This window comes from Kitasatospora sp. NPDC005751, from assembly GCF_040630835.1.
Classification (GTDB): Bacteria; Actinomycetota; Actinomycetes; order Streptomycetales; family Streptomycetaceae; genus Kitasatospora.
On record NZ_JBEXYC010000001.1, the window covers coordinates 313,349 to 339,091 of the forward strand.

Sequence of the window (25,743 nt, forward strand, 5' to 3'; positions counted from 1 at the left end):
CGCCCAGGGGGGTGAGGCCGTCACTCCGGGGACGCAAAAGGGCCGGGCATCCTTTGCGGAATGCCCGGCCCTGTGCGAGGGAGACCTACTGGTTCTGGTTCTCGCCCCGGTAGAACTCGAAGACCCAGCCGAACAGGCCGATCAGGATGATCGGGATCGACCAGTACAGCAGCCACCAACCGAAGATCACGCCCATGAACGCGAGCGCGCCACCGATCGCCAGCGAGAGCGGCTGCCAGCTGTGCGGGGCGAAGAAGCCCAGCTCGCCGGCGTCGTCCGCGACCTCGGCCTCGGGGTTGTCACCGGCGCCGCTGTCCACCCGGCGGGCGGTGAAGGCGAGGTAGTACCCGATGAAGGCGCAGAGGGCGAAGGCGAGGAACAGCGCGGTGGTACCGGCGGCCTCCACCCCGAGGTCGGAGTGGTTGGTCCAGACGCCGTAGGTGATCGCCATCGCGAGCGTGAAGACCGCGAGGCCCAGGAAGATCTTGCCCTGTTCCTTCATCAGGCGTCGCCTTCCTTCTTGCCCTTGCCCAGCTGCGGGACGTCGTACTTGGCCGGGGTCACACCGGCGAGGTGCTTGGCCGGCTCACCGTGGTTCTCCAGGTAGTCCAGCGCGGCGATCTCCGGGTAGTGGAGGTCGAAGGCCGGCGATTCGGAGCGGATCCGGGGCAGCGTGAGGAAGTTGTGCCGCGGCGGCGGGCACGAGGTCGCCCACTCCAGCGAGCGGCCGTAGCCCCACGGGTCGTCCACCTCGACCTTCTCGCCGTACTTGGCCGTCTTCCAGACGTTGTACAGGAACGGCAGGATCGACAGGCCGAGCAGGAACGAGCCGATGGTCGAGACGGTGTTCAGCGTGGTGAAGCCGTCCGCGGCCAGGTAGTCGGCGTAGCGGCGGGGCATGCCCTCCGCGCCGAGCCAGTGCTGCACCAGGAAGGTGGTGTGGAAGCCGATGAAGAGCGTCCAGAAGGTCATCTTGCCGAGGCGCTCGTCCAGCATCTTGCCGGTCATCTTCGGCCACCAGAAGTGGAAGCCGGCGAACATCGCGAAGACGACGGTGCCGAAGACCACGTAGTGGAAGTGGGCGACGACGAAGTACGAGTCCGAGACGTGGAAGTCGATCGGCGGGGAGGCGAGCAGGACACCCGTCAGACCACCGAAGAGGAAGGTGACCAGGAAGCCGACCGTCCAGAGCATCGGGGTCTCGAAGCTCAGCGAGCCCTTCCACATGGTGCCGACCCAGTTGAAGAACTTCACACCGGTCGGGACCGCGATCAGGAAGGTCATGAAGGAGAAGAACGGCAGCAGCACTTGGCCGGTGACGTACATGTGGTGGGCCCACACCGTCACGGACAGACCGGCGATCGCGATGGTGGCCGCGATCAGGCCGGAGTAGCCGAACATCGGCTTGCGGCTGAAGACCGGGATGATCTCCGACACGATGCCGAAGAACGGCAGCGCGATGATGTACACCTCGGGGTGGCCGAAGAACCAGAAGAGGTGCTGCCAGAGCAGCGCCCCGCCGTTGGCCGGGTCGAAGACGTGTGCCCCGAATTTGCGGTCCGCCTCCAGGGCGAACAGCGCGGCGGCCAGGACCGGGAAGGCCAGCAGGACCAGCACGGCGGTCAGCAGGACGTTCCAGACGAAGATCGACATCCGGAACATCGTCATGCCGGGCGCGCGCATGCAGATGATCGTGGTGATGAAGTTGACCGCACCGAGGATGGTGCCGAAGCCGGAGAAGGCCAGGCCCATGATCCACATGTCGGCGCCGATGCCCGGCGAGCGGACGGCGTCCGACAGCGGGGAGTAGGCGAACCAGCCGAAGTCGGCCGCACCCTGCGGGGTGACGAAGCCGGCCACCGCGATGGTCGAGCCGAACAGGTACAGCCAGTACGCGAACATGTTCAGACGCGGGAACGCCACGTCCGGGGCGCCGATCTGGAGCGGCATGATCCAGTTCGCGAAGCCGGCGAAGAGCGGCGTCGCGAACATCAGCAGCATGATCGTGCCGTGCATCGTGAACGCCTGGTTGAACTGCTCGTTCGACAGGATCTGGGTCCCGGGACGAGCCAGCTCGGCGCGCATGACCAGGGCGAGGATGCCACCGATCAGGAAGAAGGCGAACGACGTGCCCAGGTAGAGCGTGCCGATCGTCTTGTGGTCAGTGGTGGTCAGCCACTTGATGATGGTCGAACCCGGCTTCCGGGTCCGCTGCGCCCCGACCGTGACGGCCCCGGCGCCCCCGCCGGCCGCGGCGGGCTCGTTGAGGATGGTCACTTCTCTTCACTTCCCATGGTCGTGATGCCGGAGGGCACCGCGCCGGTCTGGCCCTTGGCCCGGAGGTCCGCCAGGTGCTTGTCGTACTCCGCGCGGTCGACGACCTTCACGTTGAAGAGCATGCGCGAGTGGTCGACGCCGCAGAGCTCGGCGCACTTGCCCATGTACGTGCCCTTGACGGTCGGGGTGACCTCGAACTTGTTCACCACACCCGGGACGACGTCCATCTTCATCATGAAGTTGACGGGCCAGAAGTCGTGGATGACGTCACGAGAGGTCAGCCGGAACTGGACCGACTCGTTGACCGGCAGGTACAGGGTCGGCACCTCCTTGGGGGTGCCCACGTCGTACGCGGCGTCCTTGTTGGCCGGGTCGGGGTTCTCGGTGTTCTCGTAGTTGAACGCCCAGCTCCACTGGAAGCCGACCACGTTGACCGTGTGCTGCGGCTTCTCGGAGACGGAGATCAGCCTCGACTCGTCGCGGGCGACGAAGTAGAAGAGAACCGACACGATGATGATGGGGACCGCGGTGTAGAGCGCCTCGATGGGCACGTTGTACCGGGTCTGCGGAGGGACCTGCACACCGGTGCGGCTGCGCCGGTGGAAGATCACGCTCCAGATGATCAGACCCCACATCAGTACGCCGACCACCAGCGCCGCGATCCAGGACCCCTGCCACATGTGGAGGACCAGCGGCCCTTCCTCGGTGACGGGGCTCGGGAGGCCAAGCCTGGGGAGGTCGTTGGCCGAGCAGCCGGTGGCGGTCGCGATGACGAGGCCCAGTGCCAGCGCCTGAGGCAGCTTCCGCCGCATCGTGCGCCGCGGCGAGCGGTCGGAGCCGTTGGGACTCACGTAGCGCCTTCCCGAAGTCTCGCCCGCCTTCGCGTCGCCCCGCGGAGGTTTGTGAGCCTCCCCGGCGACCCGTCCACGGGCACGGTTTGAATGCTTATGCGGGCCAAACCCTACTCCAGCCTTATGCGCTGCTGACGGGCAGGTCCCGGTAACGCGCCGCCCGGTCGCCCGATCAGGCCCCGCAAGGGCTGCGCCGCAGGTCATCGTAGGCATTAGAGGTCCGTACGCCCGATCGGGGGATGACCTCGAACAACGTGGGTGACGGCCCGTCGGACGAGGACGAATCGGACATTCGGGTTGATCGTCTGACGGTCGGTGAGCGTGGCCGACGGCCGGAATGCGACCGGGAGTGTCGTTAAATGTGACCGTGTACTTCGATGTGGCGTCCACGGCCCCGCTCCACCCCGTCGCGCGGCAGGCGCTGACCGCCGCGCTGGACGAGGGGTGGGCCGATCCGGCCCGGCTCTACCGCTCCGGGCGGCAGGCCCGGATGCTGCTGGACGCCGCCCGCGAGACGGTCGCCGAGGCGCTCGGCGCCCGGGCCGACGAGATCTCCTTCACCACCAGTGGGACCCAGGCCGTCCAGACGGGCATGCTCGGCGCGCTGGCGGGCCACCGGCGCCGGGGCGCGCACCTGGTGCACTCCGCGGTGGAGCACTCCAGCGTGCTGCACACCGCCGAGCGCTGGGAGCACTCCCGGCCCGGGGCCGGCGGCGAGGTGGGCGTGGTACCGGTCGACCGGTACGGGCGGGTGTCGCCGGAAGGGTTCGCGGCGGCGCTGCGGCCGGACACCGCGCTGGCCGTGCTCCAGTCGGCCAACCACGAGGTGGGCACGGTGCAGCCGGTGGCCGAGGTGGCCGAGGTCTGCGGTGACGTCCCGCTGCTGGTGGACGCCGCGCAGAGCGCCGGGCGGGTGGACGTCCCGGGCGGCTGGTCGCTGCTGACGGCCAGTGCGCACAAGTGGGGCGGCCCGGCCGGGGTCGGCGTCCTGGCGGTGCGCAAGGGGGTCCGGTACGCCTCGCCGCTGCCGGCCGACGAGCGCGAGGGCGGCCGGGTGCCGGGCTTCGTGAACGTCCCGGCGATCGTGGCCGCGGCCGCCTCGCTCCGGGCGGTGCGGGCCGAGGCCGAGCGGGAGAACGCCCGGCTGCACGCGCTGGTCGAGCGGATCCGGGCCCGGGTGCCGCGGTCGGTGCCCGAGGTCGAGGTGGTCGGCGATCCGGTGCGACGGCTGCCGCACCTCGTCACCTTCTCCTGCCTGTACGTCGACGGCGAGGTGCTGCTGACCGAGCTGGACCGGGCCGGCTTCGCGGTCTCCTCCGGCTCGTCCTGCACCTCCTCCACCCTGACGCCGAGCCATGTGCTGGCGGCGATGGGCGTGCTCACCGAGGGGAACGTCCGGGTCTCGCTGCCGTTCGGCGCGGCCGAGGCCGACGTCGAGCGGTTCCTCGCGGTGCTGCCGGAGCTGGTGGCCCGGGTCCGCGCCCCGCTCGGGCTGGACCTGGCGCTGCCCGGGCCGGCCGGGGAGCCGGCGGGCGCCCCCGGGCCGCAGAGCGGCGCGCCGGCGACCGGCGCGCTGGTGATCGACGCGCTGGGCAAGCGCTGCCCGCTGCCGGTGATCGAGCTCGCCAAGCGGATCGGCGAGGTGCCGGCGGGCGGGACGGTCGCGGTGCTGGCCGACGACGAGGCGGCCCGGCTGGACGTCCCGGCCTGGTGCGGCATGCGCGGCCAGGAGTACCTGGGCGAGGCCCCGGCCGCCGACTTCGGCGGCGACCGGGGCTCGGCCTACCTGGTGCGGCGCACCGCCTGAGCGGGTACGCCGGACCGCTCGGCTACTTGACCAGGTGCGCCCGGACCTCGGCGGCGGCTGCGGCGCCGTACGCGGCCTCGAAGCGCTGCAGGAAGGCGAGCGGACGCAGCTCGTACTCCTGGGTGCCGACGGTCTCGATCACCAGGGTCGCGAGCATGCAGCCGAGCTGGGCGGAGCGCTCCAGGTCCAGCTCCCAGGAGAGACCGGCCAGGAAGCCGGCCCGGAAGGCGTCGCCGACGCCGGTCGGGTCGACCTTGGCCTCCTCGGGCGCGCAGCCGACGACCACCGGGGCCTCGCCCTTGCGGTCGATCCGCACGCCCTTGCTGCCGAGGGTGGTGATCCGGGTGCCCACCCGGGTCAGGATCTCCTCGGCGTCCCAGCCGGTCTTGGTCTCGATCAGCGCGGCCTCGTACTCGTTGGTGAACAGGTACGCGGCGCCGTCGACGATCTCGCGGATGTCCTCGCCGTCCAGGCGGGCCAGCTGCTGCGACGGGTCGGCGGCGAAGGCGTAGCCGCGGGTCCGGCACTCCTGGGTGTGGCGGACCATGGCCTGCGGGTCGTCGGCACCGATCAGCACGAGGTCCAGCCCGCCGACCCGGTCGGCGATCGGCTTGAGCTCGATGTTGCGGGCCTCGGCCATGGCACCGGTGTAGAACGAGGCGATCTGGTTGTGGTCCTCGTCCGTGGTGCACATGAAGCGGGCGGTGTGGCGGGTCTCGGAGATGTGGACCGAGCGGCAGTCCACGTTGTTGCGCTCCAGCCAGCTGCGGTACTCCCCGAAGTCCGCGCCGGCGGCGCCGACCAGGATCGGGCTCAGCCCGAGGACACCCATGCCGAACGCGATGTTCGGCGCGACACCGCCGCGACGGATGTCGAGGGTGTCGACCAGGAAGGACAGCGACACGGTGTGCAGCTGCTCGGCCACGAGCTGGTCGGAGAACCGACCGGGGAACGTCATCAGGTGGTCGGTCGCGATCGAACCGGCGACGGCGATACGCACGGGAGGTCTCCTCAGGAGGGCGGCATGGGCCACGGGAAAAGCAGGGGGCGGAACCCACCCACGGTACCGGGCGGGGGGCGGGCGGCAGCAAGAGCGCCCCTCCTGGCACCGGTCGCCGTCGAACGTGTACTACCCCCGGGTAGCTCTGGTGGGGGCCGGACGGGCGGCCTAGGGTCGCTGGCAGGGGCCGGTCCGGCCCTGACCGAGCCGTGGCAGTGCGGCCGCGGCACCGTGGATCGGAGCGATGCCCGATGATGCCAAATCACCACCCGCTGCGTGTTCCGCCCGCCCTCAAGGGCGACGCCGACGGCGAGACGCTGGACGCGCTGGTGGACTCCTCCCGGCAGCTGCGCCGCTTCTGGCCGCTGCTGGCGACCGGCCCGGAGCCCAGCGCTCCCGCCCCAGTCGGATTCAGCGTCTCCTCCGGGGCCCAGCGCCTGGTCGCGGGGATGGCCGAGTACGGCATGTGATCCTCCCCGGCGGCGGGCGGGAACCGGATTCGTCCGAGGCACGTCACATCCGCGCGGTGCGGCCGTGGAGGCGGCGCCGCCGAAACCCTCGGGAGGATGTCAGATGGACCTGGAGACGATGCCCCGGCGTACCGGTGGAGCACGGCCCGCCCGGCCGGGCCGACGGCGGGCGGCGGCCCTGGCGGGTCTGCTGCTGGCGGCGGCCGCGCTGGCCGGCTGCGGGGACGGTGACGGCAGGGCGGCCGCGGATTCGGCCACCGGTTCGGCCTCGCCGTCGGCGAGCGCGACGCCCTCGCCCGGGTCCCCCGCCCCGACGACCGCCACCACCGCGCCGTCGGCCCCGGACTCGCCGCCGGCGGCGACCCCGCCGACCGATCCGACGGCGAGCACCCCCGACCCCCGGCCGACCGGCCCCGCGCCGGGCACCGGCCCGGGCCAGACGCCCACCCCGGTGCCCACTCCCCCGCGGGAGGGCATCGCGGTCGGTGAGCCCGACCCGAACGGCCGGCCGGCCCACCCCGCGATCACCTACCGGGTGGACGGGACCAAGCTGACGGTCTGGTTCTACGGCGGGATCTGCGAGAAGTACGCGCTGAAGGCGGACGAGTCCAAGCCCGGACGGGTGGACGTCCGCGTCACGGTGGCGGCGCCGATGCCGGCCGGGCAGGCCTGCGCCGAGCTGGCCAAGCGGCAGACGGTGACCGCCGACCTGAAGCAGCCGCTGATGGGCCGGGCGGTGACGGACCTCGCGACCGGTCAGCCGGTGCCGCTGGAGAGCGACCCGCACGTCGGCCCGGACCCGGCCGGCCCCGGCCCGGAGATCGGCGGGAAGTAGGGCCCGTGGCCCGGTACGGGAGAACGGCGAGGGCGGCCCCGGAGAATCCGGGGCCGCCCTCGCCGTCTGCCGACTAGCTGAACGAGTCGCCGCAGGCGCAAGAGCCCGTGGCGTTCGGGTTGTCGATCGTGAAGCCCTGCTTCTCGATGGTGTCCACGAAGTCGACGGTGGCGCCGCCGAGGTACGGGGCACTCATCCGGTCGGTGACGACCTTGACACCGTTGAAGTCCTTGAGCACGTCGCCGTCGAGCGAGCGCTCGTCGAAGAACAGCTGGTAACGCAGGCCGGAGCAACCACCGGGCTGGACGGCGACGCGAAGCGCAAGGTCGTCGCGGCCCTCCTGCTCCAGCAGGCCCTTGACCTTGGCCGCGGCGGCATCGGTAAGGAGGATGCCACTCTCGACGGTGGTCTCGTCCTGGACGGTCATCTGCTTTCTCCCGGTCTTGACGACGGTCTGCCGCCAGTGCCAACCAACGGCCGTCCGGATTCATTTCCCGGACGGCGGTGTAATTTCGGCGGCTTTCGGCGGCGGAATTTTCGTGGGCCGGGTCTACCACCCGCTCCCCTACGCTCCCCATGCTCGCACAACCGGCGCGGCTCGGACACCGCCCCGACCGCGGATCCGGCGGAACCGGCCCCGGGCGACCGGTGCGACGGCCAGGATGGTGGGCATGATCCTGCGCCTGGTCCAGGACACCGCCGCCGACGCGGAGGCCGTCCAGCACATCGCCCGCGCCTCGTTCGCGCCGCTCGCCGACACCCCCGGCCCGGCCCCGCAGGACGGGCCCCCGGTGGGCCGGCTGGCCAGGACCAGACACCTCGTCCGGACCGACCCGCAGGGCTGCTGGCTGGCGGAGCGCGACGGCGAACCGGTCGGCGCGGTGCTGTCGCTGCGCCGCGAGGGCCTCTGGATCCTGGCGCTGCTCGTGGTGCGGCCCGAGGCGCAGGGGCACGGCCTCGGCCGGCTGCTGCTGGAGCGGGCCGCCGCGTACGGGCGCGGCTGCCTGCGCGGGATGCTCTGCGTCCCGCCGTCCCCGGCGGCGGCCCGCCGGTACCGGCTGGCCGGGTTCACCCTGCACCCGGCGATGGCGCTGACCGGCCGGGTGGACCGGGCCGGACTGCTCGACCCCGGTGACATCCCGGTGCACCCCGGCAACGCCAGCCACCGGCACCTGCTGGACTCGGTGGACCGCCGGCTGCGCGGCGCGGCGCACGGGCCGGACCACGAGCTGATGCTGGGCCACTGCGAGGAGCTGCTGATCGCCGACGCGCTGGCCGGCAGCGGCTACTGCTACCGCGACGGCGGCGAGGTGCGGCTGCTGGCCGCGACCTCGAAGCGGATCGCCGCCCGGCTGCTGCGCGAGGCGCTGGCGCGGGTGCCGGACGGCGTGGACGCCCATGTGGGGCACCTGACCGCCGAGCAGGAGTGGGCGCTGGACGTCGGCCTGGAGGTCGGGCTGAGCCCGCGGACCGTGGGCTTCCTGGGCCTGCGCGGGATGCGCCCGCCGGCGCCGTACCTGCCCGACGGCGCGCTGCTGTGACGCGACGGCCCCCCGCCGGTCGGCCGGCGGGGGGCGGGGCGTTCGCGCGGTCGGCCGCAGGGGCTCAGACCATGGTGTCCAGGATCTCCCGGACCATCGCCATCGTGGTGCCCGGGTGCAGGAAGGCGAAGCGGGCGACCGTCTCGCCGTCCCAGCCGGTCGGGGTGACGAAGCCGATCTGGTCCGCCAGCAGCTGCTGCGACCAGCGGTAGTAGTCGTCGTTGGTCCAGCCCTTGCGGCGGAAGCAGACCGCCGAGAGCTGCGGGTCGAACAGCAGCTCCAGGTGCTCGGTGTCGCGGATCAGCTGCGCGGTGTCCCGGGCCAGCGTGAGGCCGGTCTCGATGGCGTCGGTGTAGGCCTGGGTGCCGTGCACGGCCAGCGAGAACCAGAGCGGCAGGCCGCGGGCGCGCCGGGTCAGGTGGTAGGCGTAGTCGGTGGGGTTCCACTCGTCGCCCTCGGTGTGCAGCACGTCCAGGTAGGAGGCGTCCTGGGTGTGCACGGCGCGGGCGAGCTGCGGGTTGCGGTAGATCAGCGCGGCGCAGTCGAACGGGGCGAACAGCCACTTGTGCGGGTCCACGACGAAGGAGTCGGCGTGCTCGATGCCGTCGTAGCGGGCCCGGACGGAGGGGGCGAAGAGGCCCGCGCCGCCGTAGGCGCCGTCCACGTGGAACCAGAGGTCGCGCTCGCGGGCCACCTCGGAGAGGCCCTGGAGGTCGTCGATGATGCCCTCGTTGGTGGTGCCGGCCGTCCCGACGACGGCGATCACCGTCTCCGGGTTCGGGTCGGCGGCGAGGGCGGCGCGCAGCGCCTCGCCGGTGAAGCGGCGGTCGACGGTGGGGACCTTGAAGGCCTCCACGCCGATGATGTTGAAGGTGTTCTTGACCGAGGAGTGCACCTGGTCGGCGACGGCGATCCGCAGCCGGGCCTCCGGGCCGACGCCGAGCCGGCGGCGGGCGGTGTCGCGGGCGACGACCAGCGCGGAGAGGTTGCCGGCCGAACCGCCGGAGACGAAGGTGCCGCCGGCCGACTCGGGCATCCCGGCCCGGTCCGCGATCAGGCGCAGCACCTGGTTCTCGGCGGCGATGGCGCCGGCCGCCTCCAGCCAGGAGATGCCCTGCAGCGAGGCGCAGGAGACGACCATGTCGAAGAGCAGCGCGGCCTTGGTCGGCGCGCACGGGATGAACGAGAGGTAGCGCGGGCTGTCGGCGGAGATCACCGCGCGGGAGAGTTCGTGGTCGTAGAGCTTCAGCACGTCGGCCGGGTTGTTGCCGTCCGCGTTGAGCAGACCGGCCAGTTGGGTGCGCAGGTGCTCGCCGTCACCGGGGTGGTCGAGCGGAACGGGGTCGTACTGCAGCCGCTCCCGCATGTAGTCGAAAACCAGGTCGACCAGCTCGTTGTCTGGCCGGTGCATGCGGTCGGGTGCTGCGGACACGGGGGTCCCTCTCGGCTGTGGGGTGTCGGGGGAGGTCCGGCGGCGCGGGACGTCTCACCGCTCCGCCGGATGTGATCAGCCTAGGCAGCACCGCGCCCGCGCCGCGCGTCCGAACGCGGCTGGTCAGGCAGGATTCGAGCGTCTTGGCCGGGGCCTGCGCAGGATTCCTGCGCAGGCCGCCGGGCGGCCCCGGGGGGCGGCCGCGCCGGCCCCCGGAGGGAGCGGACTGGGCCGTTCGGATTCAGCCGATGAGCTGGGAGAGCACGACCGAGGAGCGGCTGCGCTGGACGCCGGGCTCCCGCCGGATCCGCTCGATCACGGCCTCCAGGTGCCGGGTGTCGGAGGCCCGCAGGTGGACCAGGGCGTCCGGGTCGCCGGTGACCGTCCAGGCCGCGACCACTTCGGGGAACTGGCGCAGGCTCGCCAGGATCTCCTCCGGGGCGGTCCGCTCCCGGCAGTACACCTCGACGAAGGCCTCGGTCTGCCAGCCGAGCACCGAGGGGTCGAGGACGACGGTGAAGCCACGGACCACCCCGCGCGCCCGCAGCCGGTCGATCCGGCGGCGGACGGCGGTGGCGGAGAGGTTCACCTGCACGCCGATCTCGGCGTAGGAGGCCCGGCCGTCGCTGCCCAGCCGGGCGAGCAGGAGACGGTCGGTCTCGTCGAGGGTCGCCCCGACCGTCTCGTGTGCTCGACTGCTGGTCATCGGTGCGGGGCTCCACGGGTCGTACGGGGGTCGGCGGGACGGTGGCCGCCGAAACGGTTCTGCACCATTCTGGCGGATGACAGGACCGAGTCCACCGCTGGCAGATGACGGCTCGCGGACCGTTCTCAGTCCACCAGGAGCACGATCTTCCCCCGGGTGCGGCCCTCCGCGCTGAGCGCCTGGGCGGAGCCGGCCTGCGCGAGCGGGAAGGTGGAGGCGACGGTGACGGTGAGCCGCCCGTCGTCGGCGAGCGCGGCCAGCTCCGCCAGCCCGGCGGCGTCGGGGCGGACCCAGACGTAGTGGCCGCCGAGCGCCTTCACCCGGTAGTCCGTCACCGAGGCGATCCGGGACGGGTCCGCGACCAGGGCGGCCGAGACCTCGACGGCACCGCCGCCGACCAGGTCGAGGGCGGCGTCCACCCCGCCGGGCGCCAGGGCCCGGACCCGCTCGGCCAGGCCCTCGCCGTGGGCCACCGGCTCGGCGCCGAGGCCGCTCAGGTAGTCGTGGTTGCGCTCGCCCGCGGTGCCGATCACCCGGGCCCCGAACGCCTTGGCGATCTGCACGGCCAGGTGGCCGACGCCGCCGGCCGCGGCGTGCACCAGCACGGTGTCGCCCGCGGCCACCCGCAGCGCCCGCAGGCCCTGGAGGGCGGTCAGGCCGGCCAGCGGCAGGCCGCCGCTCTGCGCCCAGTCCAGGGCCGCGGGCCGGCGGGCCAGCGTGCGGACGGGGGCGGCGACCAGCTCGGCGTAGGTCCCGTGCTCGACGGAGTCCTTGCGCACGTAGCCGTATACCTCGTCGCCGGGGGCGAACTCGGTCACCCCGCCGCCGACCGCCCGGACCACCCCGGCCGCGTCCCAGCCCATCACCAGGGGGAAGTGGACGTCCAGCAGGCCGTCCAGAGCGCCGTCCCGGACCCTCCAGTCCACCGGGTTCACCCCGGCCGCCCTGACCTCCACCAGTACCGAGTCCGGCCCGACCTTGGGGTCCGGGAGGTCGGTGTACTCCACCACCTCGGGGCCGCCGTAGCGGCGGATCGCGATTGCCTTCATGGACCCAGCCAAACCCGGCCGGGCCCGGATACCGGTTCGGCCACGCCGAACCGCCCCATATCGTGCTTCCGGCGCCGCCGAACGGGCCCGAAGCGGGAAGCGGTTCTCGTCACATCGACAGAATGGCCATCGTCAGTCTGACGCTAAGCGGTTATCATAGATAGCGTCAGATAGACGAGAAGGCTGCACCGACTGATCGGCCGCACAGAAGGGCACCCGCCCGTGACCACCACCATCACCGAGACCTACGGCGTCGACCCCACTCCGACGCCGCTCGCTCTGCTGCTGCTCGGCCGTGAGGCCGACCCGAACAGCGAGCGCGGCGTCGAGTGCCCCGGCGACCTTCCCGCCGCCTCCGACCCGGACCTCGTCGCCCGTGCGCGGGCCGCGAAGGAGGCGCTCGGGGATCGCGTCTTCATCCTGGGCCACCACTACCAGCGCGACGAGGTGATCGAGTTCGCCGATGTCACCGGCGACTCCTTCAAGCTCGCGCGCGACGCGGCCGCCCGCCCGGAGGCCGAGTACATCGTCTTCTGCGGCGTGCACTTCATGGCCGAGTCCGCGGACATCCTCACCGGCGACGCCCAGCAGGTCGTCCTGCCGGACCTCGCGGCCGGCTGTTCGATGGCCGACATGGCCACCGCCGAGCAGGTCGCCGAATGCTGGGACGTCCTGACCGACGCCGGCATAGCCGACGTCACCGTCCCGGTCTCGTACATGAACTCCTCCGCCGACATCAAGGCCTTCACCGGCAGGCACGGCGGCACCATCTGCACCTCGTCCAACGCGAAGCGGGCCCTGGAGTGGGCCTTCGAGCAGGGGCAGAAGGTGCTCTTCCTGCCCGACCAGCACCTGGGCCGCAACACCGCGGTGCGCGAGATGGGCTTCTCGCTGGACGACTGCGTGCTCTACAACCCGCACAAGCCCAACGGCGGCCTGACCGCCGAGCAGCTGCGGAACGCCAAGATGATCCTCTGGCGCGGCCACTGCTCGGTGCACGGCCGGTTCTCGCTGGACTCGGTCAACGACGTCCGCGAGCGCATCCCCGGCGTCACCGTGCTGGTGCACCCCGAGTGCAAGCACGAGGTCGTCGCGGCCGCCGACATGGTGGGCTCGACCGAGTACATCATCAAGGCGCTGGACGCCGCCGAGCCCGGCTCCAAGTGGGCCATCGGCACCGAGCTGAACCTGGTCCGCCGGCTCGCCAAGGCGCACCCGGACAAGGAGATCGTCTTCCTGGACCGGGCGGTCTGCTTCTGCTCCACGATGAACCGGATCGACCTGCCGCACCTGGTCTGGGCACTGGAGTCGCTGGTCGAGGGCCGGGTGCCGAACGTGATCCGGGTCGACCCGGAGACCGAGAAGCACGCCAAGGCGGCGCTGGACCGGATGCTCGCCCTGCCGTAGCCACCGCACGCCGAAGGGCGGGCTCCTCCGCACTGGAGGAGCCCGCCCTTTCGTCTGGCGCGAGACGGCCGCTACTCGGGCAATCCGGGGATCAGGCCGTCACCCTCGGCCCGCAGCAGCTCCCTGACCTGGTCGATCGTCGATTCGGCAGCCGGGAGGATCAGGTCGGAGGGCTCCAGCGAGGCGTCCGGCAGCGGGGTGCCGAACTCCTTGACGGCGCCCAGCAGCTCCCCGAGCGCTCGGCGGAACTGCTCTTCGTCCCCCGAGTCCAGTGCGGTGACGAGCTCGTCGTCCAGCTCGTTCAGCCGGTTCAGATGGGCGTCGCCCACCTCGAACTGGCCCTCCCCCATGACCCTCATGATCATGCCGTGCGTCTCCTGGTTCGTGGGGTGAAGCTCAGGTCACTTGTTGTAGTTGATCCGCGGGGAGTCCGGCTGGGCGTCCTGCGGCTGTCCCTTGCCCGGCTCGATGGCCTGCGGACCGGAGGCCGGCGAGCCGCCCGTCAGTTCTGCCTTCATCCGGGCCAGCTCCAGCTCGACGTCCGAACCGCCGGCGACCCGCTCCAGCTCGGCCTCGATGTCGTCCTTGCGGCCGAGACCGCTGGCGTCGTCGAGCGCGCCGGAGGCCAGCAGCTCGTCGATCGCACCGGCCCGGGCCTGCATCTGGGCGGTCTTGTCCTCGGCCCGCTGGATCGCCAGACCGACGTCGCCCATCTCCTCCGAGATGCCGGAGAAGGACTCGGCGATCCGGGTCTGCGCCTGGGCCGCGGTGTAGGTGGCCTTGATCGTCTCCTTCTTGGTGCGGAAGGCGTCGACCTTGGCCTGCAGCCGCTGGGAGGCGAGCGTGAGCTTCTCCTCCTCGGCCTGGAGCTGCTGGTACTGCGTCTCCAGGTCGGTGATCTGGGACTGCATGTTCGACTTGCGGGTCAGGGCCTCGCGCGCGAGGTCCTCCCGGCCGAGCGAGAGGGCCTTGCGGCCCTGGTCCTCGTACTTGGCGGACTGCTGCTGCAGCTGGGTCAGCTGGAGCTCCAGGCGCTTGCGCGAGGTGGCCACGTCCGCGACACCGCGACGCACCTTCTGCAGCAGCTCAAGCTGCTTCTGGTACGAATAGTCGAGCGTCTCACGGGGATCCTCCGCCCGGTCCAAGGCCTTGTTCGCCTTGGAGCGGAAGATCAACCCCATACGCTTCATGATTCCGTCGCTCATGGGCCTCGGGTGCCCCCTTCTCCGGCCTGCGGTCTTTATCTCGTTACCAGACACGACGAGTGTATGTGCAGCGAGCCCTTCGCCGCAGTGCACCTGCCTGCAACAAGACTGCTACAGCGTCCCCCTCCCGGGCCTCATCCCCGGGGTGGATCCGCCCCTCATCCCACCCATCGTCCGAAGCGGTGATCCCCTACGGGAAGACCCCCGGAAACCCGGCCGAGGGCCCGGACCGGCGCGATCGATATGCGTTTGGGTCCGAGGACACCCGTGGAAGCGGTCGCGCACCCCGTACGCTGGGGGTGTGTTCCGACGCCGTTCAGATGATGCCGCTGCCTCCGCCGCCGTGCTGGAGAAGCAGGACGAGACGACCCAGACCCGCGATCCGCAGGCGAAGAAGGGCCGGCCGACGCCCAAGCGCAGTGAGGCCGAGGCCCACCGGCGGACCAGGGTGACCGTGCCCAAGGACCGCAAGGAGGCCTCCCGCCAGGCGCGCGAGCGCATGCGCAGCGAGCGCGAGAAGCAGCGCACCGCGCTGCTGGAGGGCGACGAGCGGCACCTGCCGGCCCGTGACAAGGGCCCGGTGCGCAAGTTCACCCGCGACTACGTGGACGCCCGCTGGTCGCTGGCCGAGTTCTTCCTGCCCGCCGCCGTGGTCATCCTGGTGCTCAGCATCGTCAAGGTGCCCGCCCTCCAGCTGCTCTCCACCCTGCTCTTCCTGGCCTTCTTCGTGCTGGTGGTGCTGGACTTCGTCCGCCTCGGGTTCGGTCTGCGCAAGTCGCTCACCGAGCGGTTCGCGGGCCAGAACACCCGCGGCGCGGTCGCCTACGGCCTGATGCGCATCCTGCAGATGCGCCGGCTGCGCCTGCCCAAGCCGCAGGTGCGGCGCGGAGAGAAGCCCTGACCGCCGAACCGGTGGACTCCGGCTGGGCCCCTCCCTCCTGGGAGGGGCCCGGCCTGTACGCGCTTCCGGGCCAGGGGGACGGCGGCCACGACCGGCTCGCCCAGGAGCGCCGGCTGCCCTCGCGCAGCGGTTCCTTCGCCGGCGGCACCGGCCCGTGGCTGGACCGCCTCGGCAGCCTGCGCAACCTCGTCCGGCAGGAGCTGGTCGCCCGGCAGCTCGCCGAGCAGCTGACCGGCCGCGCCGAACAGCGCGTCCTCGACATCGGCTGCGGCCAGGGCACCCAGGCCCTGCGGCTGGCGCGGGACGGCCACTACGTCACCGGGATCGACTCCGACCCGGTCGCGCTCGGCGTCGCCCAGGGGGCGCTCGCCGAGGAGCCGCCCGAGGTCCGCGGCCGGATGCAGCTGCTCAGCGGCGACGGCCACCAGTGCGGGCGCTGGTTCGGGCCGCGCAGCTTCGACGTGGTGCTCTGCCACGGCGTCCTGATGTACCTGCCGGACCCGGATCCGATGATCGCCTCGCTGGCCCGGCTGCTGGCCCCGGGCGGACTGCTCTCGCTGCTGGTCCGCAACCGTGACGCGCTGGCCCTGCGGCCCGCCGCCGCCGGGGACTGGCGGGCCGCCCTGCACGCCTTCGAGAGCGACCGCTACTACAACCGGCTCGGGCTGGCCGCCCGGGCCGACCGGCTCGCCGACCTCGCCGTCACCCTCTCCGAGGTGTCCGTGCCGCTGCGGCACTGGTACGGCGTGCGGGTCTTCACCGACAGCGCGCCCGACGACGCGGCGCCGCCGGTGGACGGCCGGCAGCTGGCCCAGCTGCTGGAGGCCGAGGAGCGGGCCGGCCGCACCGACCCGTACCGGCAGGTCGCCGCGCTGCTGCACGTCTTCGGGGCCAAGTAGCGGCCGCTCCCGAAGGCGTGCGGGCGGGCTCAGGCCTCGTGCAGGCTCATCGAGTAGATCTCCCGGCCGTCGTCGAGCAGGACCGCGGTGTCCACGCCGTCCTCGGCCAGCTGCTTCCAGCTCTCCCCGATCCAGGTCTCGGCGTCCCCCTGGCCGGCGAACTCCTCCTCCTGGCCGCCGCCCGGGGCCACCACGGTGCCGTCCGCCTTCTCGTACCGCCACGTCCAGACCATGCCCGGTTCCTCCCACTGACGACCTGTGCGCTGCCTGCTGCTGCGCGCACCTTAGCCTGCCCGGCCCGATCTTCCGTATGCCTGACCGGGGCCGCGTTGTCGGCCGGGTCGCGGCTCCCCGGCCGGCCGGGCCGGGCCCGCGCGGGGCGGGGGGCCACCGCCTTGGCAGGATGGACGGCATGGCAGCCCACCCCGCACTCCCCCGCACCCTGCTCCTCGGCGGTGCCCGCTCCGGAAAGTCCACCAGGGCCGAGCAGTTGCTCGCCCGGTACCCGGACGTGCTGTACGTGGCCACCGGCGGCGCCCGCGACGGTGACACCGAGTGGGCCCAGCGGGTGGCGCTGCACCGCGACCGGCGGCCGGCGAGCTGGCGCACCGCCGAGACCTGCGACCTGGCGGCGGTCCTGGCCGACCCCGCCGACCCGGCGCCGGTGCTGATCGACTGTCTGGCGCTCTGGCTGACCGCGGTGATGGACGAGTGCGGCGCCTGGGACGACGCGGTCTGGGCGGACGGCGGCGAGGCGGCCGTCCAGCGGCGCTGCGAGGAGCTCGCCCGGGCCTGGGCGGCGACCCGGCGCCCGGTGGTCGCGGTGAGCAACGAGGTGGGCATGGGCGTCGTCCCGGCCACCGCCTCGGGCCGCCGGTTCCGCGACACCCTGGGCCGGCTGAACATGGCGGTGGCCGACGCCTCGGAGCGTGTGCTGCTCGTCGTGGCGGGGCAGGTTCTGACGGTCAAGCCCGCCGCGGGCTGAACACCCGCGGCGTGTAGCCTTCCGATCGATGGACACGACCGTGGATCTCGATACGTTCTCCTCGCTCGTCGAGCGCCCCGACGAGAGCGCCCGGCGGGCCGCCGAAGAGCGCTGGCAGGCGCTGGACCGCCCGCGCGGCGGCCTCGGCAGGCTGGAGGAGCTGGGCAGTTGGCTGTCGTCCGTGCAGGGGCGCTCCCCGGTGCGGCCGCTGTCGGCGCCCAAGGTGCTGCTGTTCGCCGCCGACCACGGGGTGGCGGCCCTCGGGGTGTCCCGGCTGCCCGCGCAGGGCGGCACGGCCGCCCGGGTGCGGGCGGTGCTGGACGGCACCGCGCCGGTCGCCCTGCTCGCCCGGCGCTTCGGCGCCGAGGTGCGGGTGGTGGACGTCGCGGTGGACGCGGACCCCTCCGACTTCCCGGACGAGGTCGTCGCCCACCGGGTGCGGCGCGGCTCCGGCCGGGTCGACGTCGAGGACGCGCTGAGCCCCGAGGAGACGGTCAAGGCCTTCCGGGCCGGGATGGCCGTCGCCGACGAGGAGGCCGACGCCGGGACCGACCTGATCGTCCTGGGCGACCTCGGGGTCGGCGCGACCACCGTGGCGGCCGTCCTGGTCGGCGCGCTCTGCGGCACCGACGCGGCCGCGGTGACCGGGCGCGGCTCGGGCATCGACGACCGGGTGTGGATGGTCAAGTGCGCGACCGTCCGAGACTCGCTGCGGCGGGCCCGGCCGGTGCTGGGCGACCAGTTGGCGCTGCTCGGCGCCACCGGTGGTGCCGACTTCGCGGCGATCACCGGCTTCCTGCTGCAGGCCGCGGTGCGCAAGCTCCCGGTGGTGCTGGACGGTGTGGTCTCGGCGGCCTGCGCGCTGGTCGCGCAGCGGATCGCGTTCCGGGCGCCGGAGTGGTGGCGGGCCGGGCAGTCCACCGGCGAGCCGGCCCAGGCCAAGGCCTACGACCGGCTGACCCTGACGCCCCTGCAGGAGCAGGAGATCACCATGGGCGAGGGCGTCGGCGCGCTGATGGCACTGCCGCTGCTGCAGGCCGCGGCGGACGCCCTGGCCGAGCACGCGCCCGCCCCGAGCACCCCGGCGGCCCCCAAGGAGCAGCCGAAGCTGCCCTCGGCCGCGGAGCTGCTCGGCCGGGTCTGACCGCCCCGGGGCCCGGACGGGGGCGGGTCGTCGCGGTGCGCGGCGCACCACGGTACGGATACGAGGAGCGGCGGCCCATGCAGGACGCTTCGGCACGGGAGCCGGCCCGGTGGGGTGAGGGGCTGCGGTTCGCGTTCGGCACGCTCTCCGTGCTGAGGGTGCGGGTCGAGCGGTGGGACCGCCCCACGGCGGGCCGGGCGATGACGGCGGCGCCGGTGGTCGGCCTGACGCTCGGGGCACTGGCCGCGGGCGCGGGAGCGCTGGTGGCCTGGCGCGCGGGCGGGCCGCTCGGCGCGGTGACCGCCGTCGGCGTGCTGGCCGCGCTGACCCGGGGCCTGCATCTGGACGGCCTGGCCGACGTCGCCGACGGCCTGGGCAGCGGCAAACCGGCCGAGGACGCCCTGCGCATCATGAAGCAGTCCGACATCGGGCCGTTCGGCGTACTGACCCTGGTGCTGGTGCTGCTGGCCCAGATCGCCGCACTGGCCGGCCGGTTCGACGCGTCGCCGGCCGGCGGCGCGCTCGCGGTGCTCGCCTCGGCGACGGCCGCGCGGTGCGCACTCGGCTGGGGCTGCCTGCGCACGGTGCCGGCCGCCCGGCCGGGCGGGCTCGGCGCGATGGTGGCCGGCACCGTGCCGCCGGCCGCGGCGGTGGCGGCGACGGCCGGCTCGGCGCTGCTGCTGGCCGCCCTCGGCCTGCTCGACGGCTCGTCAGTCCTCCGGCTGCCGCTGGCCGTTGCGGTCGGCCTCGGCTGCTCCTGGCTGCTGCTGCGGCGCTGCGTACGCCGGTTCGACGGCATCACCGGGGACGTCCTCGGCGCGATGGCGGAGACCGCCGCGACCGGCACCCTGGTCACCCTCGCGCTGATGGGCTGAGACCCGCCGCCGGCCCCCGCTCCCGGCGTTGGGACACCGGGCGGCGCGTGATCCCAGCATGCGGACTACCATGCGTGGAGCACCGCAGCCCTGCACCGTCGCAGGTCCGGCCCGGCCGACGCGCGTCGAGGAGCCGGGGCTTCTGGTGTGTGCGGCCGCCGTGACCGGTGGACGCACGCGCCAGGGGCCCCGGACCCGGCCCGCTCCGGCGGGACGGCCCGCAGTGGCGGCCCCGGGCTGCGCCGGTGCGGCAGCCGTGCCGTGACCGGTGCCGTGGACCGCGATAGAACAGGACGCATTACGTGACTGCATTGTCTGTGAGCACCTCCTCCGCCGCCTCGCTGCGCGCGGACGCCGTGGTGATCGGTGTGGCGAAGGGCCCGAAGGGCATCGTGCTGGCGCCGGGCGCCGAGGCCGTGAGCGAGGCGTTCGAGGGCAAGCTGGCCGAGGTCCTCACCACCCTGGGCGCGACCGGCGCCGAGGGCGAGGCCGTCAAGGTCCCCTCCCCCGCCGGCCTGAAGGCCGCGCTCGTGCTCGCGGTCGGCCTGGGCGAGGCCGCCGACGCCGGCTACGGCCTGGAGACGCTGCGCCGCGCCGCCGGTGTCGCCGCCCGCACCCTGGGCGGCAGCAAGAAGGCCGCGCTGGCCCTGCCGGCCGAGTCCGCCGACGAGGTCGAGGCGGTCGCGCTGGGCGGCCTGCTCGGCGCCTACTCCTTCGGCACCTACAAGGGCAACGGCAGCGCCAAGGAGCCGGTCGGCGAGCTCGTGCTGCTGACCGTCCGCAAGGGCAGCAAGGACGCCAAGGCCGCCGTCGAGCGGGCCGTCGTCCTCGGCGAGGAGATGAACCGCGCCCGCGACCTGGTCAACACCGCGCCGAACGACCTGAACCCCAAGGGCTTCGCCGCGATCGCCCAGGCGGCCGGCAAGGAGCACGGCCTCAAGGTCGAGGTGCTGGACGAGAAGGCGCTGCTCAAGGGCGGCTTCGGCGGCCTGCTCGGCGTCGGCAACGGCTCGGCCAACCCGCCGCGGCTGGTGAAGGTGGCCTACACCCACCCGAAGGCCAAGGCGAGCCTGGCGTTCGTCGGCAAGGGCATCACCTACGACTCGGGCGGCATCTCGCTGAAGCCGGCCGGCCACAACGAGACCATGAAGTGCGACATGGCCGGCGCGGCCGCGGTGTTCGCCGCCGTCGTCTCCGCCAAGCGCCTGGGCCTCGCCGTCAACGTCACCGCCTGGCTGGCGCTGGCCGAGAACATGCCGTCGGGCACCGCCACCCGCCCGGGTGACGTGCTGCGCATGTACGGCGGCAAGACCGTCGAGGTGCTGAACACCGACGCCGAGGGCCGCCTGGTGCTGGCCGACGCCATCGTGCGCGCCGGCGAGGAGAACCCGGACGTGATCGTCGACGTGGCGACGCTGACCGGCGCGATGATGCTGGCGCTGGGCAGCCGCACCTTCGGCGTGATGGCCAACAACGACGAGCTGCGCGAGACCCTGCACACCGTCGCGGGCGAGGCCGGCGAGCAGTCCTGGCCGATGCCGCTGCCGGCCGAGCTGCGCAAGGGCATGACCGAGTCGACCATCGCCGACCTGGCCAACATGGGCGAGCGGATGGGCGGCGGCCTGGTGGCCGGCCTGTTCCTCAAGGAGTTCGTGGCCGAGGGCATCGACTGGGCCCACCTGGACATCGCCGGCCCCGCCTTCCACGAGGGCGCGCCGTTCGGCTACACCCCCAAGGGCGGCACCGCGAGCGCGGTGCGCACCCTGGTCCGCTTCGCCGAGCGGACCGCGGCGGGCGACAAGGCCTGATCCGGGGTTCGGACGGACGGGGTCCCGCGCACTCGCGCCGGACCCCGTCCGCCGTTCCCGGGGCCGGCCCGCCCCCGGCGGGTGTCCGCCCGCCCGCGGCGCTGTTACCTGCGAGTAGAAGGCGGGAGCCCGTCCGCACCTCTGTTCGCTGCGGGCGAAACTTTGTTCCACGGTGCGGAACCGGGGGCGGGCCGGACCGCGCCAAAGGCCGCTCCCGCCGCTGTCAAGCCCGCATTGAGCTGCGATGATGCCCTTCGGTCGGGGCTGTTCCCGCCCCTGTGACCACCCTTTGGGACGCCCCTGGGGTGGACCCGGACATCAGCTGCCGTGAACAAGTGCGAAGATGTATTTCCGGCACGACTGGGCGCCCCACAAAGGCTTCCGACCCACCGGACCGCGACCGGCCCGGCGACCCACCCCATTGCATGGAGGACGTGACGTGGCGAACGACGCCAGCACCGTTTTCGACGTAGTCATTCTCGGAGGCGGAAGCGGCGGTTACGCCGCGGCGCTCCGCGCCGCTCAGCTGGGTCTGAGCGTCGCCCTGGTCGAGAAGGGTGAGCTGGGCGGCACCTGCCTGCACCGCGGCTGCATCCCGACCAAGGCACTGCTGCACGCCGCCGAGATCGCGGACGAGACGAAGGAGGCCGCCGAGTTCGGCGTTCTGGCCACCTTCCAGGGCATCGACATCAACGGCGTCCACAAGTACAAGGACGACGTCATCGCCGGCCTGTACAAGGGCCTGCAGGGCCTGGTCGCCTCCCGCAAGGTGACCTTCATCCAGGGCGAGGGCAAGCTCTCCTCGCAGACCTCGGTGGACGTCAACGGCCAGCGCGTCGAGGGCCGCCACATCGTCCTCGCCACCGGCTCCGTGCCGAAGTCGCTGCCGGGCCTGACCATCGACGGCGACCGCGTGATCTCCTCGGACCACGCCCTCAAGCTCGACCGCATCCCGAAGTCCGCCGTGATCCTCGGCGGCGGCGTGATCGGCGTCGAGTTCGCCTCGGTCTGGAAGTCCTTCGGCGTCGACGTCACCATCGTCGAGGCGCTGCCGCACCTGGTCCCGCTGGAGGACGAGAACTCCTCCAAGCTGCTGGAGCGCGCGTTCCGCAAGCGCGGCATCAAGTTCGAGCTGAAGGCCCGCTTCTCCGGTGTCGAGTACACCGAGACCGGCGTGCGCGTCTCCACCGAGAACGGCAAGCAGATCGACGCCGACCTGCTGCTCGTGGCCATCGGCCGCGGCCCGGTCTCGGCCGGCCTCGGCTACGAGGAGAACGGCGTCGCGATGGACCGCGGCTACGTGCTCGTCGACGAGTACATGCGCACCAACGTGCCCACCATCTCCGCCGTCGGCGACCTCGTCCCGACCCTGCAGCTGGCCCACGTCGGCTTCGCCGAGGGCATCCTGGTCGCCGAGCGCGTGGCCGGCCTCAAGGCCGTGCCGATCGACTACGACGGCGTCCCCCGCGTGACCTACTCCAACCCCGAGGTGGCCTCCGTCGGCATCTCCGAGGCCAAGGCCGTCGAGCTGTACGGCAAGGAGAAGGTCGTCACCCTCAAGTACAACCTGGCCGGCAACGGCAAGAGCAAGATCCTGAAGACCGCCGGCGAGATCAAGCTCGTCCAGGTCAAGGACGGCGCCGTGGTCGGCGTCCACATGGTCGGCGCCCGGATGGGCGAGCAGGTCGGCGAGGCGCAGCTGATCTACAACTGGGAGGCTCTGCCGGCCGAGGTCGCGCAGCTCATCCACGCCCACCCGACCCAGTCCGAGGCCCTGGGCGAGGCGCACCTGGCGCTGGCCGGCAAGCCGCTGCACGCGCACGACTGATCACGCCCCACTCCCCCATTCCAGTACGCAAGACTTGATAGGAGTCGCTGAAACCATGGCGGTCTCAGTAACACTGCCCGCGCTGGGCGAGAGCGTTTCCGAGGGCACCGTCACCCGTTGGCTGAAGGCCGAGGGTGAGCGTGTGGAGGTCGACGAGCCGCTGCTCGAGGTCTCCACCGACAAGGTCGACACCGAGATCCCGGCCCCGGCCTCGGGCATCCTGGCCTCGATCAAGGTCGGCGAGGACGAGACCGTCGAGGTCGGCGCCGAGCTGGCGGTCATCGACGACGGCTCCGGCGCGCCGGTCCCCGCCGCGGCCCCGGCCGCCGAGGCCGCTCCGGCCGCCGCCCCGGCCCCGGTCGCGGAGGCGCCCGCCGCCCCCGCGCCGGCCGCCGAGGCTCCGGCTCCGGCCGCCCCGGCCGCCGCGCCGGCCGCCGACGCCACCCCGGTGCTGCTCCCCGCGCTGGGCGAGTCGGTCACCGAGGGCACCGTCACCCGCTGGCTGAAGGCCGAGGGTGAGACGGTCGAGGTCGACGAGCCGCTGCTCGAGGTCTCCACCGACAAGGTCGACACCGAGATCCCGTCGCCGGTCGCCGGTGTCGTGGTGAAGATCCTGGTCGGCGAGGACGAGACCGCCGAGGTCGGCGCCCAGCTCGCGCTGATCGGCGCCCCAGGCGCGGCCCCGGCCGCTCCGGCTGCCGCTCCCGCCCCGGCTCCGGCCGAGGCTCCGGCTCCGGCTCCGGCTCCGGCCGCCCCGGTGGCCCCGCCGGCCCCGGCCCCCGCCGCGGCCCCGGCCCCGGCCCCCGTCGCCGCTCCGGCTCCGGCCCCGGTCGCGCCGGCTCCGGCCGCTCCGGTCGCCGCCCCGGCTCCGGCCGCCGCGCCGGCCGCCGACAGCGGTGACGCCTACGTCACCCCGCTGGTGCGCAAGCTCGCCGCCGAGCAGGGCGTCGCCCTGGCCTCCGTCACCGGCACCGGTGTCGGCGGCCGCATCCGCAAGCAGGACGTCATCGCCGCCGCCGAGGCCGCGAAGGCCGTTCCGGCCCCCGCCGCTGCCGCCCCGGCCGCCGCGCCGAAGGCCGCCGCCGCGCCGTCCCCGCTGCGTGGCCAGACGGTCAAGATGACCCGCATCCGCAAGGCCATCGGCGACAACATGCTGAAGGCCCTGCACGAGCAGGCCCAGCTGACCAGCGTCGTCGAGGTGGACGTCACCAAGGTCATCTCGCTGCGCGGCAAGGCCAAGGACGCCTTCCTCGCCCGCGAGGGCGTGAAGCTGTCCCCGATGCCGTTCTTCGTCAAGGCCGCCGCCCAGGCGCTGAAGAGCCACCCGGTGATCAACGCCCGCATCAACGAGGCCGAGGGCACCGTCACCTACTTCGACTCCGAGAACATCGGGATCGCGGTGGACTCCGAGAAGGGTCTGATGACCCCGGTCATCAAGGGTGCGGGCGACCTCAACATCGCCGGCATCTCGAAGAAGACCGCGGAGCTGGCCGGCAAGGTCCGCGGCAACAAGATCACTCCGGACGAGCTGTCCGGCGCGACCTTCACCATCAGCAACACCGGTTCGCGCGGTGCGCTGTTCGACACCGTCATCGTGCCGCCGAACCAGGTCGCCATCCTGGGCATCGGCGCGACGGTCAAGCGCCCGGTCGTCATCGAGGCCGACGGCGGCACCGCCATCGGCATCCGTGACATGACCTACCTGTCGCTCTCCTACGACCACCGCCTGGTGGACGGCGCCGACGCCGCCCGCTTCCTGGTGGCCGTCAAGGAGATCCTGGAGGCCGGCGAGTTCGAGGTCGAGCTCGGCCTCTGAGCCGGCCGCCACGGCAGCCCACGCAGTGCGGAACCCCGCGTCGTCCCCGGACGGCGCGGGGTTCCGCGTTGGCGCCCGGCCGCCCGGCACCGGCCTCGTTACCCGTACTCCCCCGGCGCGGCCCGCGTTTCGCCGGGCCCATCGCATGCGATCGCGCGGGCGAACAGGGATGCTGGAGCGGTGATGGACGAGACCGACTTCTGGCAGATCATCGACGACACCCGGGAGGACGCCGACGGCGACCCCGACGAGCAGGCGGAACGGCTGGTGGAACGGCTCGTCCAACTGACCCCGGACGACGTCATCGACTTCGCGCGGCTCTTCGAGGCCCGGTTCCAGCGCGCCTACCGGACCGACCTGTGGGGCGCGGCCCACCTGCTGCTGGACGGCGCCTCCGAGGACACCTTCGACTACTTCCGCTGCTGGCTGATCGGCCAGGGGCGGGAGGTGTTCGAGGGCGGCCTGCACGAGCCGGACGATCTGGCCGACCTGCTCCCGGAGTTCGACGAAGAGGAGGACGGCGAGGCCGAGGACCTGGGCTACGCGGCCGACGAGGCGTACGAGCAGTTGACCGGGCTGCCGCTGCCCGAGGTGGGCGACCGGCAGCCCGCGCGGCCGGCCGGCGCCGCGCTGGACTTCGAGGACCCGGACACGATGGCGAAACGGTTCCCCAAGCTCTGGGAGCGGTACGGGGACTGACCCGGGAGCGGTACCGGGAGCGGCCCGGCGAAGGGTCCGGCCCGGCGGAAGGTCCGGCCCGGCGGAAGGTCCGGCCCGGCGAAGGGTCCGGCCCGGCGAAGGGTCCGGCCCGGCGGGAGGTCCGGCCCGGTGGCGGCCGGAACGCCGGAGCGGGTGCCCGAGCGAGTGGCTCGGACACCCGCTCGGGGTGCCGGTGGCGTCGGACGCC

24 protein-coding genes and 1 pseudogene are annotated in these 25,743 nt (G+C 72.9%); 14 read left to right on the forward strand and 11 right to left on the reverse strand.

Features of this window, described 5'->3' with window-relative positions:
* Positions 1–85: 85 nt before the first annotated feature.
* From ABZ497_RS01410 to coxB, 3 genes are all read right to left on the reverse strand, one after another.
* Complete coding sequence (locus ABZ497_RS01410; protein WP_329487316.1) at positions 86–502, reverse strand: cytochrome c oxidase subunit 4; 417 nt, start codon at positions 500–502, stop codon at positions 86–88.
* On the reverse strand, positions 502–2,187 hold the full coding sequence (gene ctaD / locus ABZ497_RS01415; protein ID WP_329492083.1) for a cytochrome c oxidase subunit I: 1,686 nt from the start codon (positions 2,185–2,187) through the stop codon (positions 502–504). Before ctaD ends, ABZ497_RS01410 begins: the two co-directional genes overlap by 1 nt.
* Positions 2,188–2,273: 86 nt before the next feature.
* Positions 2,274–3,128 carry a cytochrome c oxidase subunit II gene (gene coxB, locus ABZ497_RS01420; RefSeq protein WP_329487317.1) on the reverse strand — a complete coding sequence of 285 codons (855 nt, stop codon included), beginning with the start codon at positions 3,126–3,128 and terminating at the stop codon, positions 2,274–2,276.
* A 367-nt stretch (positions 3,129–3,495) separates the two neighbouring features.
* Between coxB and ABZ497_RS01425 the strand changes: the two genes are divergently transcribed.
* Positions 3,496–4,935 (forward strand): aminotransferase class V-fold PLP-dependent enzyme, encoded by a 1,440-nt coding sequence (locus ABZ497_RS01425; RefSeq protein ID WP_359802650.1) that lies wholly within the window; start codon positions 3,496–3,498, stop codon positions 4,933–4,935.
* A gap of 22 nt (positions 4,936–4,957) precedes the next feature.
* Here the strand turns inward: ABZ497_RS01425 and ABZ497_RS01430 are convergent, their stop codons facing one another.
* The gene (locus ABZ497_RS01430; RefSeq protein ID WP_329487319.1) at positions 4,958–5,935 is read right to left on the reverse strand and encodes a carbohydrate kinase family protein; all 978 of its coding nucleotides are present in this window, start codon (positions 5,933–5,935) and stop codon (positions 4,958–4,960) included.
* Between the two features lie 251 nt (positions 5,936–6,186).
* On the opposite strand from ABZ497_RS01430, the gene ABZ497_RS01435 reads away from it, so the two are divergent.
* Positions 6,187–6,405 (forward strand): hypothetical protein, encoded by a 219-nt coding sequence (locus tag ABZ497_RS01435; protein WP_329487320.1) that lies wholly within the window; start codon positions 6,187–6,189, stop codon positions 6,403–6,405.
* A 103-nt stretch (positions 6,406–6,508) separates the two neighbouring features.
* Positions 6,509–7,240, forward strand: a complete 732-nt coding sequence (locus ABZ497_RS01440) for a hypothetical protein (RefSeq protein ID WP_359802653.1) — start codon at positions 6,509–6,511, stop codon at positions 7,238–7,240.
* A gap of 73 nt (positions 7,241–7,313) precedes the next feature.
* Here ABZ497_RS01440 and erpA read toward each other — a convergent pair whose 3' ends face one another.
* Positions 7,314–7,667 (reverse strand): iron-sulfur cluster insertion protein ErpA, encoded by a 354-nt coding sequence (gene erpA / locus ABZ497_RS01445; protein WP_329487322.1) that lies wholly within the window; start codon positions 7,665–7,667, stop codon positions 7,314–7,316.
* A gap of 244 nt (positions 7,668–7,911) precedes the next feature.
* Here erpA and ABZ497_RS01450 point away from each other — a divergent pair, with 244 nt between their 5' ends.
* On the forward strand, positions 7,912–8,781 hold the full coding sequence (locus ABZ497_RS01450; protein ID WP_359802656.1) for a GNAT family N-acetyltransferase: 870 nt from the start codon (positions 7,912–7,914) through the stop codon (positions 8,779–8,781).
* 64 nt (positions 8,782–8,845) lie between these two features.
* Here ABZ497_RS01450 and ABZ497_RS01455 read toward each other — a convergent pair whose 3' ends face one another.
* The 3 genes from ABZ497_RS01455 to ABZ497_RS01465 all read right to left on the reverse strand — a co-directional run bounded on the left by ABZ497_RS01455 (position 8,846) and on the right by ABZ497_RS01465 (position 11,968).
* Positions 8,846–10,213, reverse strand: coding sequence for a pyridoxal-dependent decarboxylase (locus ABZ497_RS01455; protein ID WP_359802659.1), 1,368 nt, complete (start codon positions 10,211–10,213; stop codon positions 8,846–8,848).
* A gap of 241 nt (positions 10,214–10,454) precedes the next feature.
* Positions 10,455–10,919, reverse strand: a complete 465-nt coding sequence (locus ABZ497_RS01460; RefSeq protein WP_329487325.1) for an Lrp/AsnC family transcriptional regulator — start codon at positions 10,917–10,919, stop codon at positions 10,455–10,457.
* Positions 10,920–11,044: 125 nt separating this feature from the next.
* Positions 11,045–11,968 carry an NADP-dependent oxidoreductase gene (locus ABZ497_RS01465; RefSeq protein ID WP_359802662.1) on the reverse strand — a complete coding sequence of 308 codons (924 nt, stop codon included), beginning with the start codon at positions 11,966–11,968 and terminating at the stop codon, positions 11,045–11,047.
* Positions 11,969–12,190: 222 nt separating this feature from the next.
* Between ABZ497_RS01465 and nadA the strand changes: the two genes are divergently transcribed.
* Positions 12,191–13,375, forward strand: a complete 1,185-nt coding sequence (gene nadA, locus ABZ497_RS01470; protein WP_352287028.1) for a quinolinate synthase NadA — start codon at positions 12,191–12,193, stop codon at positions 13,373–13,375.
* A 71-nt stretch (positions 13,376–13,446) separates the two neighbouring features.
* On the opposite strand, the gene ABZ497_RS01475 is transcribed toward nadA, so the two are convergent.
* Both ABZ497_RS01475 and ABZ497_RS01480 read right to left on the reverse strand, forming a co-directional pair.
* Entirely contained in the window at positions 13,447–13,740 is a 294-nt protein-coding gene (locus ABZ497_RS01475) for a hypothetical protein (protein ID WP_359802664.1), read from the reverse strand.
* A 36-nt stretch (positions 13,741–13,776) separates the two neighbouring features.
* A complete protein-coding gene (locus tag ABZ497_RS01480) occupies positions 13,777–14,580 on the reverse strand; it encodes a PspA/IM30 family protein (RefSeq protein WP_352287024.1) in 804 nt (267 codons plus the stop codon).
* 301 nt (positions 14,581–14,881) lie between these two features.
* On the opposite strand from ABZ497_RS01480, the gene ABZ497_RS01485 reads away from it, so the two are divergent.
* Both ABZ497_RS01485 and ABZ497_RS01490 read left to right on the forward strand, forming a co-directional pair.
* Positions 14,882–15,481, forward strand: a complete 600-nt coding sequence (locus ABZ497_RS01485) for a DUF3043 domain-containing protein (RefSeq protein ID WP_329487329.1) — start codon at positions 14,882–14,884, stop codon at positions 15,479–15,481.
* Positions 15,482–15,639: 158 nt separating this feature from the next.
* Positions 15,640–16,380 carry a methyltransferase domain-containing protein gene (locus ABZ497_RS01490; RefSeq protein ID WP_352287237.1) on the forward strand — a complete coding sequence of 247 codons (741 nt, stop codon included), beginning with the start codon at positions 15,640–15,642 and terminating at the stop codon, positions 16,378–16,380.
* Positions 16,381–16,409: 29 nt separating this feature from the next.
* On the opposite strand, the gene ABZ497_RS01495 is transcribed toward ABZ497_RS01490, so the two are convergent.
* Positions 16,410–16,613, reverse strand: coding sequence for a hypothetical protein (locus ABZ497_RS01495; RefSeq protein ID WP_359802666.1), 204 nt, complete (start codon positions 16,611–16,613; stop codon positions 16,410–16,412).
* Between the two features lie 191 nt (positions 16,614–16,804).
* On the opposite strand from ABZ497_RS01495, the pseudogene cobU reads away from it, so the two are divergent.
* The 7 genes and pseudogenes from cobU to ABZ497_RS01530 form a co-directional block, all read left to right on the forward strand.
* Positions 16,805–17,365, forward strand: a pseudogene (cobU, locus tag ABZ497_RS01500) (bifunctional adenosylcobinamide kinase/adenosylcobinamide-phosphate guanylyltransferase); the annotation flags it as partial.
* A gap of 28 nt (positions 17,366–17,393) precedes the next feature.
* Entirely contained in the window at positions 17,394–18,509 is a 1,116-nt protein-coding gene (locus tag ABZ497_RS01505; RefSeq protein ID WP_359802669.1) for a nicotinate-nucleotide--dimethylbenzimidazole phosphoribosyltransferase, read from the forward strand.
* Positions 18,510–18,586: 77 nt separating this feature from the next.
* Positions 18,587–19,384 (forward strand): adenosylcobinamide-GDP ribazoletransferase, encoded by a 798-nt coding sequence (locus tag ABZ497_RS01510; protein ID WP_359802671.1) that lies wholly within the window; start codon positions 18,587–18,589, stop codon positions 19,382–19,384.
* 302 nt (positions 19,385–19,686) lie between these two features.
* Positions 19,687–21,192 carry a leucyl aminopeptidase gene (locus tag ABZ497_RS01515; protein ID WP_329487333.1) on the forward strand — a complete coding sequence of 502 codons (1,506 nt, stop codon included), beginning with the start codon at positions 19,687–19,689 and terminating at the stop codon, positions 21,190–21,192.
* Between the two features lie 439 nt (positions 21,193–21,631).
* A complete protein-coding gene (lpdA, locus tag ABZ497_RS01520) occupies positions 21,632–23,020 on the forward strand; it encodes a dihydrolipoyl dehydrogenase (protein WP_329487334.1) in 1,389 nt (462 codons plus the stop codon).
* Positions 23,021–23,075: 55 nt separating this feature from the next.
* Complete coding sequence (gene sucB / locus ABZ497_RS01525; RefSeq protein ID WP_359802673.1) at positions 23,076–24,836, forward strand: 2-oxoglutarate dehydrogenase, E2 component, dihydrolipoamide succinyltransferase; 1,761 nt, start codon at positions 23,076–23,078, stop codon at positions 24,834–24,836.
* A 183-nt stretch (positions 24,837–25,019) separates the two neighbouring features.
* Positions 25,020–25,535, forward strand: coding sequence for a DUF4240 domain-containing protein (locus tag ABZ497_RS01530; protein WP_329487336.1), 516 nt, complete (start codon positions 25,020–25,022; stop codon positions 25,533–25,535).
* Positions 25,536–25,743: the final 208 nt, after the last annotated feature.

What these genes read in the sequence shown, in the direction of transcription:
- ABZ497_RS01410 (WP_329487316.1), bottom strand. Translation starts at nt 502, where the DNA reads ATGAAGGAACAGGGCAAGATCTTCCTGGGCCTCGCGGTCTTCACGCTC.
- ABZ497_RS01435 (WP_329487320.1), top strand. Translation starts at nt 6,187, where the DNA reads ATGATGCCAAATCACCACCCGCTGCGTGTTCCGCCCGCCCTCAAGGGC.
- ABZ497_RS01440 (WP_359802653.1), top strand. Translation starts at nt 6,509, where the DNA reads ATGGACCTGGAGACGATGCCCCGGCGTACCGGTGGAGCACGGCCCGCC.
- erpA (WP_329487322.1), bottom strand. Translation starts at nt 7,667, where the DNA reads ATGACCGTCCAGGACGAGACCACCGTCGAGAGTGGCATCCTCCTTACC.
- ABZ497_RS01450 (WP_359802656.1), top strand. Translation starts at nt 7,912, where the DNA reads ATGATCCTGCGCCTGGTCCAGGACACCGCCGCCGACGCGGAGGCCGTC.
- ABZ497_RS01460 (WP_329487325.1), bottom strand. Translation starts at nt 10,919, where the DNA reads ATGACCAGCAGTCGAGCACACGAGACGGTCGGGGCGACCCTCGACGAG.
- ABZ497_RS01465 (WP_359802662.1), bottom strand. Translation starts at nt 11,968, where the DNA reads ATGAAGGCAATCGCGATCCGCCGCTACGGCGGCCCCGAGGTGGTGGAG.
- ABZ497_RS01475 (WP_359802664.1), bottom strand. Translation starts at nt 13,740, where the DNA reads ATGATCATGAGGGTCATGGGGGAGGGCCAGTTCGAGGTGGGCGACGCC.
- ABZ497_RS01480 (WP_352287024.1), bottom strand. Translation starts at nt 14,580, where the DNA reads ATGAGCGACGGAATCATGAAGCGTATGGGGTTGATCTTCCGCTCCAAG.
- ABZ497_RS01495 (WP_359802666.1), bottom strand. Translation starts at nt 16,613, where the DNA reads ATGGTCTGGACGTGGCGGTACGAGAAGGCGGACGGCACCGTGGTGGCC.
- ABZ497_RS01505 (WP_359802669.1), top strand. Translation starts at nt 17,394, where the DNA reads ATGGACACGACCGTGGATCTCGATACGTTCTCCTCGCTCGTCGAGCGC.
- ABZ497_RS01510 (WP_359802671.1), top strand. Translation starts at nt 18,587, where the DNA reads ATGCAGGACGCTTCGGCACGGGAGCCGGCCCGGTGGGGTGAGGGGCTG.
- sucB (WP_359802673.1), top strand. Translation starts at nt 23,076, where the DNA reads ATGGCGGTCTCAGTAACACTGCCCGCGCTGGGCGAGAGCGTTTCCGAG.
- ABZ497_RS01530 (WP_329487336.1), top strand. Translation starts at nt 25,020, where the DNA reads ATGGACGAGACCGACTTCTGGCAGATCATCGACGACACCCGGGAGGAC.